This window comes from Bradyrhizobium sp., from assembly GCF_047605465.1.
GTDB lineage: Bacteria > Pseudomonadota > Alphaproteobacteria > Rhizobiales > Xanthobacteraceae > Bradyrhizobium.
Window position 1 is genome coordinate 240,862 of sequence record NZ_JASGFS010000001.1, and the last position, 12,688, is coordinate 253,549.

At 63.8% G+C, this 12,688-nt stretch carries 12 protein-coding genes; 1 reads left to right on the forward strand and 11 read right to left on the reverse strand.

Annotation, left to right across the window (positions count from 1 at the left end):
• Positions 1 to 50 precede the first annotated feature (50 nt).
• Together QM712_RS01200 and QM712_RS01205 are read right to left on the reverse strand one after the other, a co-directional pair.
• On the reverse strand, positions 51 to 1,289 hold the full coding sequence (locus QM712_RS01200; protein WP_415021185.1) for an ABC transporter substrate-binding protein: 1,239 nt from the start codon (positions 1,287 to 1,289) through the stop codon (positions 51 to 53).
• 65 nt (positions 1,290 to 1,354) lie between these two features.
• On the reverse strand, positions 1,355 to 2,404 hold the full coding sequence (locus QM712_RS01205; RefSeq protein WP_415021186.1) for a substrate-binding domain-containing protein: 1,050 nt from the start codon (positions 2,402 to 2,404) through the stop codon (positions 1,355 to 1,357).
• Between the two features lie 240 nt (positions 2,405 to 2,644).
• Here QM712_RS01205 and QM712_RS01210 point away from each other — a divergent pair, with 240 nt between their 5' ends.
• Complete coding sequence (locus QM712_RS01210; protein WP_415021187.1) at positions 2,645 to 3,100, forward strand: MarR family winged helix-turn-helix transcriptional regulator; 456 nt, start codon at positions 2,645 to 2,647, stop codon at positions 3,098 to 3,100.
• Positions 3,101 to 3,171: 71 nt separating this feature from the next.
• Here the strand turns inward: QM712_RS01210 and QM712_RS01215 are convergent, their stop codons facing one another.
• The 9 genes from QM712_RS01215 to QM712_RS01255 form a co-directional block, all read right to left on the reverse strand.
• Positions 3,172 to 4,575, reverse strand: coding sequence for an amidase (locus QM712_RS01215; protein ID WP_415021188.1), 1,404 nt, complete (start codon positions 4,573 to 4,575; stop codon positions 3,172 to 3,174).
• 88 nt (positions 4,576 to 4,663) lie between these two features.
• Positions 4,664 to 5,425, reverse strand: coding sequence for an SDR family NAD(P)-dependent oxidoreductase (locus QM712_RS01220; RefSeq protein WP_415021189.1), 762 nt, complete (start codon positions 5,423 to 5,425; stop codon positions 4,664 to 4,666).
• A gap of 56 nt (positions 5,426 to 5,481) precedes the next feature.
• Complete coding sequence (locus QM712_RS01225) at positions 5,482 to 6,207, reverse strand: ABC transporter ATP-binding protein (protein WP_415021190.1); 726 nt, start codon at positions 6,205 to 6,207, stop codon at positions 5,482 to 5,484.
• The gene (locus QM712_RS01230) at positions 6,197 to 6,916 is read right to left on the reverse strand and encodes an ABC transporter ATP-binding protein (protein ID WP_415021191.1); all 720 of its coding nucleotides are present in this window, start codon (positions 6,914 to 6,916) and stop codon (positions 6,197 to 6,199) included. The genes QM712_RS01225 and QM712_RS01230 overlap by 11 nt, the downstream gene beginning before the upstream one ends.
• A gap of 2 nt (positions 6,917 to 6,918) precedes the next feature.
• The gene (locus QM712_RS01235; protein WP_415021192.1) at positions 6,919 to 7,992 is read right to left on the reverse strand and encodes a branched-chain amino acid ABC transporter permease; all 1,074 of its coding nucleotides are present in this window, start codon (positions 7,990 to 7,992) and stop codon (positions 6,919 to 6,921) included.
• A 9-nt stretch (positions 7,993 to 8,001) separates the two neighbouring features.
• Positions 8,002 to 8,868 carry an ABC transporter permease subunit gene (locus tag QM712_RS01240; protein WP_415021193.1) on the reverse strand — a complete coding sequence of 289 codons (867 nt, stop codon included), beginning with the start codon at positions 8,866 to 8,868 and terminating at the stop codon, positions 8,002 to 8,004.
• A 98-nt stretch (positions 8,869 to 8,966) separates the two neighbouring features.
• Positions 8,967 to 10,202 (reverse strand): urea ABC transporter substrate-binding protein, encoded by a 1,236-nt coding sequence (locus QM712_RS01245; protein WP_415021194.1) that lies wholly within the window; start codon positions 10,200 to 10,202, stop codon positions 8,967 to 8,969.
• Positions 10,203 to 10,259: 57 nt separating this feature from the next.
• Complete coding sequence (locus QM712_RS01250; protein ID WP_415021195.1) at positions 10,260 to 11,258, reverse strand: acetamidase/formamidase family protein; 999 nt, start codon at positions 11,256 to 11,258, stop codon at positions 10,260 to 10,262.
• 18 nt (positions 11,259 to 11,276) lie between these two features.
• Positions 11,277 to 12,677, reverse strand: coding sequence for an amidase (locus QM712_RS01255; RefSeq protein ID WP_415021196.1), 1,401 nt, complete (start codon positions 12,675 to 12,677; stop codon positions 11,277 to 11,279).
• Positions 12,678 to 12,688 lie beyond the last annotated feature (11 nt).

The window sequence follows — 12,688 nt, forward strand, 5'->3', positions numbered from 1 at the left end:
TTTCCGGGATCCTGGCCAGGGCCCCGCCCGCAGGCGGGGCCCGGTTCGCGTCAGAGATTGATGATGTACTGTTTCGTGTCGTTGGGATTCTTCACGAGGTCGCAGACGCTCGCAGTGTCCGCCGGCTTGACGTCGGGATAGCTCTCCAGCACCGACCATTTGCGATCCTTCACTTCCGCCAGGAACGCGTTGCGGGTCGTGTGGTGGGTCGGCTTGTCGAGCGTGACCTTCCCGCTCGGACCGTCGAACGCGATGCCGTCTTCCAGCGCCGCGATCACCTTCATGCGGTCGATGCTCCCCGCCTTCTTCACGCCCGCGGCCCAGAGCATCACGCCTTCGTAGGTGCAGGCGGCAAGTTCGCTGACATAGGGCGAGTCCGGATGCGCTTTCTTGATCTTCTCGACGAAGCTCTTCGAGGCCGGCGTCGTGAGCTCCTCGAAATAGCCGTAGGCACCGAGAATGGAATCGCTCTCGGCCGCGTCGAGCGTGGTCGGCTCGTTGACGAGGCCGAACGTGGTCGAGGCGATCGGGATCTTCCCCTTCATGCCGGCGGAGGTCCACTGCCGGTAGAACGCGGTGTGGTTGCCGCCCACCAGCGCCGAGAGGATGAGGTCGGGCTTCGCCGCCTGGATCTTCGAGATGGTCGGCCCGAAATTCGTCACGTCGAGCGGGAAGAAGTCGGTCGACAGCACCTCTCCGCCATTGTCCTTGACGTACTTGGTCATCCACTTCGCGGTGATCTGGCCGTAATTGTAGTCGGCCGCGATGATGTAGGCCTTCTTGCCGGCCTTCTTCATCGCGGTCGGCACGAGCTTTTCCACGGTCTGGGCAGGCGTCGTCCCGGTGCAGAAGGTGTTGCGGTCGCAGACGCCGCCTTCGTAGAGCACGTTGTAGAAGTACAGCACCTTGAAGCGGTCGAAGGTCGGACGCACCGCCTCGCGCGAAGCGGAGGTGATGCCGCCGTGGACCACGTCGACCTTGTCCTTCACCGCCAGCTGCTGCGCGAACTGCGAATACATCTGGATGTTCGACTGGGTGTCGTAGTGGATCACCTTGAGCGGACGGCCGAGCAGGCCGCCGCCGGCGTTGATCTCGTCCACCGCGAGTTGGAGGGCGTAGACCATCGGCGTGCCCGAAGCGGCGATCGGACCGGACTGGTCGTGCAGGCTGCCGACGACGATCGGACTTTCGGCGCCGAGCGCGCCGGAGCGGAAGATCGCGGGCGCGGCAATCAGAGAGGTCGTTGCGATAGCCGATCGCTGCAGGAAACGGCGGCGCGAGAAAGTCATCACTATCCCCATGGGTTCAAGATACGGAAAATATTAAAAATACAATATTTGAAAATGCAAGTACTTTATCGTCGATGGATGATCGAGAAGTCGTAGCCATCGAGCTGGGCGAGATAGATCGGATGCCGTCCGCCGACGACGGGCCGCACCTGGTCGCCACGCGCGGTGCGTTGCTGCGTGGTCCGGCCATAGAAGCGCGTGAGCTCGCGCGCATCGAGACTGTCCGCTTCATCCATCAGGGCGGCGAGCGAATAGATGCCTTCGTAGCAGGACTCGCCAAAGGCATTGGCCGGCGGCGGGCTTTCGCCGAACGCCATGTGATAGCGCTCCAGGAATGCGCCGTTGTTGCGCGAGCGGATCGAGGAAAAGTAGCTCGACGCGGTGTAGAGATGCTCGGTCTCGTCCGTCTTGAGGCCGTACACCACGGTCTCGTCGATCGCCGAACAGAAGCGCAGCACGTGCGAGCTCAGCCCCGCCGCGCAGAAGGCGCGATTGAAGGCGATGCAGTCGAGTCCGAGGAAATAGGGAAGAACGACGTCCGATCGGGTCGTCTTGATTCGGGTGAGGACCTCATCGAAGTCGTGCACGCCGACGGGAAGATAATGCTCCCCGGTCACCGTCCCTCCGAACCGGGCGATCAATGCGCGCGCGATCTGGAGCGAGGAGCGCGGCCAGATATAGTCATTTCCGCAGAGGAAATAGCGGCGCCCGCGCTTGGCTTCCGACAGCCATTGAATGGCCGGAGCGAGCAGCTCATCGGCGGTCTCGCCGGTCGTGATCACGTCGCGCCGCGACGACAGCCCCTCGAATTGCGGCGTGTAGACGAAGGGAACGCGACCACGCGCCGCAGCGACGACGAGATCCCGCGCGAAGCTCGGCAGCATCCCGACGATGCCGTCCACGCCATGATCCTCGATCTCGGACCGCGCGGCCCGCGCCGCGCTCTGGCCGGTCTCCCCGGCGTCGACGACGCGCAATTCGACCGGGCAACGCCGAATGCCGGAACCACGATTGATTTCATTCACAGCCAAACGGCCGCAGGCCTCGGCCGAGGGGGCCCACAAGCCCGCGGCTCCACTTTGCGGGATCAGCAGACTGATTCGAACGCTCCGCAAGAGACCCACCTCCGTCATATGACGAACTTGCACTCACGAATCGTGCCAACTGAAACGGCGCCTCAGAGCTGATCTTTTGCGGCAGAGTGACGCGGAACAGGCACGCAGCCGCCTGTTTTTCCGGCCGACAGGCAGCACTCCGCCCAATTGCTGGGCAATCGCAGGCGGCAAGTTGCTTTCCAAGCGGAACGCCTTATGGTCAAACGCAAATGTTGAAATCGAAAATAATGGAGCGGTGCGTTGGACCTGGCAGACCTCGTCCGGGGGGTGAATCACCACATCGAGCAGGCATTGGAAGCCGAATTGAAGCCGAAGGGGATGTCCCTTCACCACTACCGCGTGCTGGAGGCCTTGGCTGCACGTAACGGCCAGCCGATGGGAGACCTCGCGGCGCGGCTGTTCATCGACAGTCCGACGCTCACCCGGATCATCGACAGGATGGTGGCCTCCGCCGAGGTCTATCGCGGTCCCGACCCGCACGACCGGCGAAAGGTGTTGGTCTTTCTCTCGCGCAAGGGCGCGGCGCAGTTCGAAGGCTTTGCCGCGACCGGGGCGTCTGTCGAACAGCAGATGCTGGATCAGTTGGGCACCTCGAAAGCCGCGACCCTGGCGCGACTGCTCTCGGAACTGATCGACCTCCCCTTCTCCCGGCGCGCGCACTCTGCCCGCGAAAATGGAGCGGTAAGCCACAAATGACGCGTCTCCTCCGTGTTCGGGTCCCTGGCTGACCGATTTGCGGATGGGCCGTCTCAGCTTGCCCAGGCCGCTCATTCGACAAGAGCGCGACGCGTATGCCAATCCGTCACGGACTGGAACGCGTGGCCCGCACGCGCCAGCACATCCTCGGCGAGATGCGGCCCGACGAGCTGCATGCTGAGCGGCAAGCCGTCCGAGGCCATGCCGTTGGGCAGTGTGATGGTCGGACTGCCCGAGAAATCGAACACGGCGGTGAAGCGCAGGATGCTGAGCAGAACGCTCGGATCGGCGCCGTACTCGCCCATCTTCGTCAGTGTCGGTATCGGCACCGGCATGGTGGGGATCAGCAGCAGGTCGATATCGCCGAACAGGGCAGCGAGGCTGCCACAAAACTTCAGCCGCTCGTGATGGATCTGGGCAATTTCGATGCCGGTCACCGACCTGCCCTGCTCGATGAGTTGCGCCAGATCGGGACCGTATTCCGCCTTGCGCGAGGGATAGGTTTCGAGATGCGCCTCGGCGGTCTCGATCGAGCACATCGGAATCCACATGCTGACGAGCTTTTCGTAAGCTGGGAATTTGACCTCGCGAATGTCCGCGCCGAGGGCCGCGAGCACCCGCTCGGCTTCCTTCAGCGCGCCAACGACCTGCGGGTCGATACCGTCCTGGGTGTAGCTGCGGTCGATGCCGACCCTGAGGCCGCGTATGCCGTTGCCGATGCCCGCGAGATAGTTCGGCACGGGGGCCTGCAGCGCGGTCGGATCATTGGCATCCGCGCCGGCGATGACGCCGAGCATGGCCGCCGCGTCCGCCGCGCTCCGGCACATCGGTCCGACATGGTCGAGCGAATCCGCCAGCGGAAACACGCCGTGACGGCTGACACGGCCCCAGGTCGGCTTGATACCCGTCAATCCGCACGTCGCCGACGGAAACCGGATCGAGCCGCCGGTGTCGCTGCCGATCGAGCCGTAGCAAAGCCCGGCCGAGGTCGCCACGCCCGATCCGCTTGAGGACGAGCCGACCCAATAGTCGGTGCCCCAGGGATTGAGCGGCGCCTGTTCGCTGGGATGATGACTGGTATAGGCGCCCTCGGTCATCTTCAGCTTGCCGAGCGTGACGGCGCCGGCAAGCTCGAGCCGGTCGACGATCGTCGCGTTGAACGAAGGCACGAAGTCGGCGTGGATCGTCGTGCCGCCCGCGGTCCGTGCGAAAGTGGTGTAGCAGAGATCCTTGAGCCCGATCGGTACACCGTGTAGCGGGCCGCGCCAGATGCCCTTCGCGATCTCCGTGTCGCAGCGTTTGGCCTGCGCCATGGCACGCTCGGCCAGGACCAGCGCATAGCCATGGAATTTCCGGTCGAGCTTCTCGATGCGCGCGAGCATCGCCTCGGTGACGCTCGCCGAGGACAGCTCGCCGCGGCGGATCAGGCCGGAGATTTCGACGATCGACTTGTAGTGGACGGGATCTGCTGACATCGGACAGCCCTGCTGTTGTCGGGAATGGATTCTCGTGCCGGTGCCGCACGCGGCCCGGGCTTGCTGGTTCGCTGAGCCCCGAACTTCGCTAGAACTGCACGCCGCGCGTCAGCGCACCGTCGATCACCAGGTTGGTCCCCGTGATGAAGCTCGCGGCCTTGCTGGCGAGAAAGACCGCGCCGTTCGCCATTTCCTGCGGCGTGCCCATGCGGCCGGTCGGATTGAGCGCCAGCGCGGTCTTGTACAGTTCGGGATTGCCGTCCTTGATCATGTTCCAGACGCCGCCTTCGAAGTAGGTGTTGCCGGGCGACACCGAGTTGGCGCGGATTCCCTTTCCGGCGAGCTGGTGGGCGAGGCCTTGCGTATAGTGGATGATCGCCGCCTTGAAGGTGCCGTAGGGACCACTGGCGAAGTCGACCTCGCGGCCGGACACGCTGGAGATGGTCACGATCGCGGCGGCCTTGCTCTTCTCCAGGTGGGGCATCGCGGCATTGACGAGCCGCACCGTGCCCATCATGTCGGTGGAAAATTCCTTTTCCCAGCTCTCCTCGTCCTGTCCGATCGACAACGCGCTGACATTCGCGACGACGACATCGACGCCGCCGAGCTTGGCCGCCATGTCCTCGACCCAGGCCTTGAGCGCCGGACCGTCGGACACATCGAGTGCGCTACCGAAGGCTGCGACGCCCTTGGCCTTGATCGCGGCGACCACGCCGTCGACACCGGCCTTGTCGCGCGCGCAGATCCCGACATCGGCCCCTTCGGCCGCGAACGTCTCGGCAATGGCCCGGCCGATACCCTTGGTCCCGCCGGTCACGAGCACCTTTGCGCCTCTCAGTCCCAGATCCATGTGCATTCCCTCCCCTGTGGTTGATCGAAAAGCACGCCATTCCTGAACCCGGCGGATCAGAGCAGCAGCTGCTCCCGGACGTTGTCCTCGTTGACATCGCTGCCCGCGAGCGACCGCGTGATCTTGCCCTTCTCCATGATGTAGCAGCGCTCGGCGATCGCCAGGATCGTGTCGAGGTTCTGCTCGACGAAGATGATGGTGGTCCCGAGTTCGTCACGGAACGATTTCAGCGCCGCGCAGATGTGCTGCACGATCGAGGGCTGGATGCCCTCCGAAGGCTCGTCCAGGATCATCAGCGACGGATTGCCGATCAGCGCGCGGCCGATCGCGAGTTGCTGCTGCTCGCCGCCGGACATGGTGCCCGCCGCCTGCCGCCGCCGCTCCTTCAGCCGCGGGAAATATTCGTAGACGAGTTCGGGCAGCTTCTTGCCCTTGGGGCCGCCGATCAGTTCGCCGACCAGCAAATTCTCCTCGACGGTCATCTGGGGGAACACGTCGCGGCCCTGCGGGATGTAGCCGAAGCCGGCGCGCGCCCGCGCGTCGGCCTCGAGGCCGGTGACGTCCCGGTCCATGAACTGGATGGTGCCGCGCCAGGTCTGCAGGAGCCCGATCAGGCAGCGCATCAGCGTCGACTTGCCGACGCCGTTGCGGCCGATCACGCCGACGATCTCGCCGCGCGCGACCGACATGGTGACGCCCTGCAGGATCGGCGTCGCGCCGTAGCCGGCCCAGAGCTCCGACACGTCGAGAATGTGGCCGGAAGGCGGCGATTTAGTGAGCATGGGTCTTCCCAAGATAAATCTCCGCCACCTTCTCGTCCTGCAAAATGCTGTCGAGATCGCCGCGCGCAAAGATCTTGCCGAGATGCAGCACGGTGACGCGCTGCGCCACCTGGCGCACGAACGCCATGTCGTGCTCGACCACCAGCACCGTCATGCCCTCGGCATTGAACGATTTGATCAGCTCGCCGGTTTTGAACGTTTCCTCCGGCGACATGCCGGCGGTGGGTTCGTCCAGCAGCAGGAGCCGCGGCTTCAGCGCCAGAGCCATGCCGATCTCGAGCCATTGCTGCTGGCCGTGCGACAGTGCCCCGGCGAGCTTGTCGGCATCGGCCGCGAGATTGAGCAGCGTCAGCAGTCGGTCTTCTTCGGCCGCGCGCTCCGCGCCGGAAAGCCGCTCCTGCAGCGCGGTCTGGATGTTCTGCCGCACCGGCAGTTCCTTGAACACGCTGGGCGCCTGCATCTTGATGCTCATGCCCCGCTGCACGCGCGCATAGGGACGCTCGGCCGTGATGTCGATGGTGTCGAACAGGATGCTGCCTTGCGTCGGCGGGTAGAGGCCGACGATCAGCCTGAACAGAGTGCTCTTGCCGGCGCCGTTGGGACCGATCAGGCAGTGAACCTCGCCGACGTTGACGGAGAGATCGACATCGGACACGGCGGTGAGGCCGCCGAAGCGCTTGGAGACGCCTTTGACTTCGACCAGCGCCATGATCAGCTCTTTTCCGACTGTAGACGCGCGGTCTCGGCCACGATCGCATTGTCGTCGCGCCGACCGCGCCCGCTCCACCAGTCCACCGCGAACTTGCCGATACCGAGAACAAATCCTTGCGGCGCAAGCATCACCGTTGCGAGCAGCAGCGCGCCCATCAGCACCAGCGCTGCCTGCTGGCTGTAGACAGTGATGGTCTGAAAACCGAACAGCAGTAGGAACGAGCCGACCAGGGTCGCGGTCAGATCGCTGCGGCCCGAGAAGGCGACCCACACGATCGGCATCGCAGCCGCCGGCAGGCCGATGCTCGACGGGGTGATGAACTGACCCCACGACGTGTAGAGCGCTCCGCTCAGCCCCGCGAGCCCGCTGCCGATCACAAACGTCAGGAGTTGATATTTCCGGACGTCGTAGCCCAGCATCTCGGCGCGCTGCGGATTCTCACGGGTGGCGACGATGACGTTGCCGATGCCCGAATTCACGAGCATGCGCAGCGCCAGATAGACGATCACGATCAGCGCGATCATGACGTAATAGAGTGCGGAGCCCTCGATATAGAAATCACCGACAGCGAGCGGATCCATCCCCTTCATGCCGTTGAACCCATTCAGCCGCGCCGGGCCGATATGCCACTCCGGTCCTGCCGTCTGGCCGAGGAAGAAGGCGAGCACGAGCGTCGCCGACAAAGTCACGATGCCGAAGAAAATGCCGTTGATGCCGCCCCAGATCATGAAATAGCCGAGGATGCCTGCCGCGATCATCGCCAGCACGACGGAGAGCGCGAGCGCGGCGATCGTCGCCGTGCCGCCCCCCATGTTGATCGCGAGCACACCGTAGCCGTAGCCGGCGATGCCGAAGAAGAAGGTCTGGCCGAACGACAGCATGCCGCCATAGCCCCACATCAGGCAGAGGCCGAGCGCCATGAATATCCAGATCAGGAAATAGGCGAAATTGCCGACGTCGTAGGAATCGGCGAACAGCGGGTAACTCAGCGCGCCCGCCAGCGCGACGAGGAAGCACGACCAGAAAAGCCTGCCGCGTCCGAGGGTCTGTGGGCCTTCCAGCAACTTGAACATCAATTTCCCCTAGCGACCGCGGCGGACCAGCACGCTCGACAGGCCTTCCGGCAGCACCCGAATGATCAGGATAACGGCGACCAGCATCCCGATCTGGCCGATGATCTGGCCGTAGCTCGCATTCAGCGCCATCCGGATCATCGCCAGGAACACCGCGGCAGGCGCGGTTCCGAGCAGCACGTTGGCTCCGCCGATCACGACAGTGACAAAGCTTTCGACCACGAAGGTCGCCCCCATGGTCGGGATCAAAGTCATGGTCGGCGCGTAGAGCGCACCACAAAGTCCTGCCAGTCCCGCACCGATACCGAAGCTGATTGCGTAAATCCGCCCCGTCCGCGCGCCCAGCGCCTTCGCCATCGGTGCGTTCTGCATCGTCGCGCGAGCGATCACGCCGAAACGCGTCTTCATGAAGATGACGTAGAGTCCCGCCAGCACCGCGACTGCGCAGGCAAACAGCACCAGGCGATAGGTCGAGAACGTGAAGCCGCCGACCACGAAACTGCCTTCAGGCGTGCCGATGCCGCGCACCGCGGAGCCGACGATCAGAAGCATCGACTGCGTGACAATGAGGCTGAGCCCCCAGGTGGCGAGCAGGGAATCGAGCGGACGCTTGTAGAACCGCCGCACGATCAGGAATTCGACGAGGACACCGATCAGTCCAGCCGTCACCGCGGCCAGGATCTGGGCAATCGCAAGCGGCACACCGAGATTGACGAGACCGACGGTGACATAGGCACCGCACATGATGAACTCGCCATGCGCCATGTTGATGACGCCCATCATGCCGAACACGATGGCGAGGCCCGCGGCCGAAAGAATGAGGAACGCAAACACGTCGGCGAACTGATAGAACACCGAGAACACTTCAGCCGACATTGTCGTCCCCTTGCCGATCCCGGCGCCGCATCGTCGCGGCGCCGGCATTGTCCGAAATCGTGATGTTCAACACGAGCAAGATTTGTGCCCGTCAGGCGTCACGACTTCTTGGGAAGGTGGCTCGGTGTGTACTGATCCTTGTCATTCTTCTTGGTGAGATCGCAGCCGATTTCACCAAGCCAGTAGGGCTGGATCGTCCCGTAGTCCTTCTCCACCGTCACCTCGTGCTTGGGCCCCACCGAGATCAGGCGCATGCGGTGCGAGGTGTGCTGGCTCTTCGGATCGATGCAGACCTTGCCTTCGGGCGCATCGATGCAGGCGTCGCCGGTCGCGATCACCTTGCGCATGTCCTCGAGCTTGGTCGACTTCGCCTTCTCGACCAGCGCCTTGTACATGTAAAGCGCGTTATAGGCGTTGTAGCCCATGTCGTTGATGTAGAGTTCGTCGGGGAATTTCGCGTGCCAGCGCTTCTTGAACTCGTTCGCCTCCGGCGTGTCGATCTCCTCGAACCAGTTGGCGGTCGCATGCATGTTGTTGAGCGCCGGCGGCTTGAACCGCTTGTGCTCGAAGCCGAGCATCACCTTGATCGACGAACCCATCGGCAGGTTGAGGTTGGCCGCAGCCGCTTGCTCGAAGAACGAATCCTGCGCCGCGCCGACATTGATCGTCAGCAGCCAGTCCGGCTTCGCCTTCTGGATGTTCTGAATGGTCTGCGCGAACTGTGATACGCCGAGCGGGATGAACTCCTCGCCGACGACCTCGCCGCCGAGATCCTTCATGATCTTGCGGTTCCACTCCGCTGAGATCTGGCCGAAATTATAGTCGGCAGCGATGACGTAGACCTTCTTGCCGAATTTTTCGACCATCCACGGAATCAGGGTCGAGAACTGCTGCTCGGGCACCGCGCCCATGCTGATCATGGAGGCATCGCAGACGCCGCCTTCATACTGGTTGGTGTAGAAATACGGCGTGGTGGTGCGGTCGACGATCGGACGGAGCGCCTCGCGCGAAGCCGAGGTGATGCCCCCGATGAGAACGTCGACCTTGTCGCGGTTGAGCAGGCGGCGGCCGAACTCCTGATAGCGGGCGTTGTCGCCTTGCGGATCGAGATGAATCAACTCGATCTGGCGACCCATGATGCCGCCTGCCTTGTTGATCTCCTCAACCGCGAGCTGCGAACCGTGCAGTTTCGGCATTCCCATGAAGGCGAGGTCGCCAGAGACGTCCTCGAGCAGGCCCACCTTCAGCGGCTCGGCCGCGTGCGCCACGCTGAGCGCCGATGTTGCAAGCAAGGCGCCGAGCAGCGCGATACCGATTTTACGTCCCGAACTCATCGTGGTGTCCCCTGTCCTTGTTAATCGAGATGATTGCTTGAAGCGTCAGCTTGCGTGCTACGGGTGGAGGTACTTCTTCAGGATCGACGCCCCCATCGTGTATTTGGGATCGACCATGTTGCCGAGCCGCATACGGCCGGCCTGGCTGAGCAGCATGTAGGCGTCGATCTCGTCGAAGCCGTAATCGGCGGCCATCCAGCGCGTCAGCTCGCGATAGGCAATGCGCGCGGCATCTTCGAGCGGACGCGCGCTGCCGATCGTCATGATGAAGTCCTTCGTCTCCAGCCGCGGCCAGGCAAAGCTCCAGTCCTTGATCAGGTCGACCTGCAAGGTAACGGTGGCGCGCTGCTCCAGCGCCACGCCCGACAGCTCGCCATCACCCTGCGTGGCGTGGCAGTCGCCGACATAGAGCATCCCTCCATCGGTGTGCACCGGGAAGTAGATGATCGCGCCCGGTGCGACGTCGGGAAGATCCATGTTGCCGCCGTGATAGTCCGGCTGCAGCGACGAGATCGCCTCGATCTCCGGCGAGACCCCGATGGTGCCGATGAACGGCTCGTAGGGCAGCGTGACCTTGTCGTTCCAGCGCACGCCATTCCTGTCGACATGCAGCTTCTTGACGCGTTCCGGAAGCGGCGGGTTGAGCAGCGCCGTCGACGCGGTTCCGACAAGGCCGCCGAACTCGGGAATGATGCAAGTCGTTCCGGCCGGCTGTTCTCCTCGCGTCTCGACGTCGCGGATATATATCGCGAGGCAATCGCCCTTTTTGGCACCCTTGACCGCGATCGGCCCGCATTGCGGATTGAGATAGGGGAAGTTCAATTTGGCCGTGGGACTGTCGCTCTCCTTGGTGAGCTGGCCGCCGAAGGCATCCTCGGTCTCGACGACGACGACCCCACCGGGGTCGATCGACAGGGCCGGCTTGGCGTAGGGACCGTAGACATAATGAAAGGCGCCCTGCTGCTCGATCGTCAGGCTATGGCTCGCGCCGGCCGCACCTTTGGCGACCGCCCGCCTCGACATGATCGACGTCTTCAACCAATCTTCTGCAGACATGCGAGTGGCTCCTCGACCTCAGATCCCGGGATGACGCTTGTGCCAGTCGGTGACGCGCTGGAATGCGTCGCCGGCACGAACGAGGCTGGCCTCGTCGAAATGACGACCGACGAACTGGAAGCCGATCGGGCCGCCGTTTTGCGCGAAGCCGCCCGGCAGCGTCACTGTCGGGCTGCCCGTCATGTCGAACGGGCAAGTGAAGCGGAGCAAACCGCCGATCAGCGAAGCATCCTCGCCGAGCGTCGCCATCTTGGCCAGCGTCGGCGCGGCGAACGCCTGGGCCGGGACCGCCAACAGATCAACCGAGTCGAACAGCAATCGAACGGCGCCACGAAACGCTTCGCGGCGGAGCACGATCTTCTGATAGTCCATGCCGGACTGCTGCCGGCCAAGGTCGAGCAGACCCGCGAGCCCGGGGCCATATTCGTCCTTGCGCGCGGGGTAGGTTTCTTCGTGCGCCACCGCGACTTCGATGCCGCACAGCGGGAACCAATCGTCGATCACGGCCTTCGGATCGGGGAACGTGATCTCCTTGATCTTGGCGCCGAGGTCGACCGCGACGCGGAGGCCCTCGGCCAGAACCTTGGCCGCGGCCTCGTCGGTTCCCTCACTCGTCCAGCGCTTGTCGACGCCGATCGTTACGTCGCGCAAGGATCCGGACAGGCCGGCGAGATAATCGGGCACAGGCAACGGCACCGACGTCGTGTCCTTGGGATCCTGTCCTGCGATCACGTTGAGCATGGCCCCGCAATCGATCGCGCTGCGCGCCATCGGACCGATGTGATCCAGCGTCGCCGCGAGCTCGAATGCGCCGTAACGGCTCACCCGGCCCCAGGTCGGCTTGAGCCCGGTGATACCGTTGGCCGCCGAGGGAAAGCGGATCGATCCCCCGGTATCGGTGCCGAGCGAGCCGAAGCAAAGGCCCGCGGCCGTTGCGACGCCGGAACCGCTCGACGACGCACCCGGCCAAAGATCAAGGTTCCACGGATTCTTCGGCGGATCGATCTTGGGGTGATGGTCGGCGTAGGCGCCTTCGGTCTGCTGCAGCTTGCCGAGGATGACGGCCCCGGCGTCCTTCAATCGCGCAACGACGGTCGCGTCCTCGGTCGGTCGGAAGTCGCGATGGATCGTCATGCCATGAGCCGCCGGCGCGCCCTTGGCCCAGCACAGATCCTTCACGGCGATCGGCACGCCGTGCAGCGGCCCCTTGATCTTGCCGGAGGCGATCTCCTTCTCCGCCGTCGCAGCTTCCGCGAGCGCCGAGTCGGCCATCACATAGGCAAAGCTCTTGAGCTTGCCGTCCAGCTTCTCGATCCGACCGAGCATCGCCTTGGTCGCTTCCACCGGCGACAGCTCCTTCGCCTGGATCTTGCGTCCGACCTCGACCAGTCCGAGATAGTGCAGATCAGTTGCCGCCATCCTTGCTCTCC

Coding starts and splice junctions, on each gene's coding strand:
- QM712_RS01250 (WP_415021195.1), bottom strand. CDS start 11,258: ATGTCTGCAGAAGATTGGTTGAAGACGTCGATCATGTCGAGGCGGGCG.
- QM712_RS01225 (WP_415021190.1), bottom strand. CDS start 6,207: ATGCTCACTAAATCGCCGCCTTCCGGCCACATTCTCGACGTGTCGGAG.
- QM712_RS01230 (WP_415021191.1), bottom strand. CDS start 6,916: ATGGCGCTGGTCGAAGTCAAAGGCGTCTCCAAGCGCTTCGGCGGCCTC.
- QM712_RS01255 (WP_415021196.1), bottom strand. CDS start 12,677: ATGGCGGCAACTGATCTGCACTATCTCGGACTGGTCGAGGTCGGACGC.
- QM712_RS01220 (WP_415021189.1), bottom strand. CDS start 5,425: ATGGATCTGGGACTGAGAGGCGCAAAGGTGCTCGTGACCGGCGGGACC.
- QM712_RS01240 (WP_415021193.1), bottom strand. CDS start 8,868: ATGTCGGCTGAAGTGTTCTCGGTGTTCTATCAGTTCGCCGACGTGTTT.
- QM712_RS01245 (WP_415021194.1), bottom strand. CDS start 10,202: ATGAGTTCGGGACGTAAAATCGGTATCGCGCTGCTCGGCGCCTTGCTT.
- QM712_RS01215 (WP_415021188.1), bottom strand. CDS start 4,575: ATGTCAGCAGATCCCGTCCACTACAAGTCGATCGTCGAAATCTCCGGC.
- QM712_RS01200 (WP_415021185.1), bottom strand. CDS start 1,289: ATGACTTTCTCGCGCCGCCGTTTCCTGCAGCGATCGGCTATCGCAACG.
- QM712_RS01235 (WP_415021192.1), bottom strand. CDS start 7,992: ATGTTCAAGTTGCTGGAAGGCCCACAGACCCTCGGACGCGGCAGGCTT.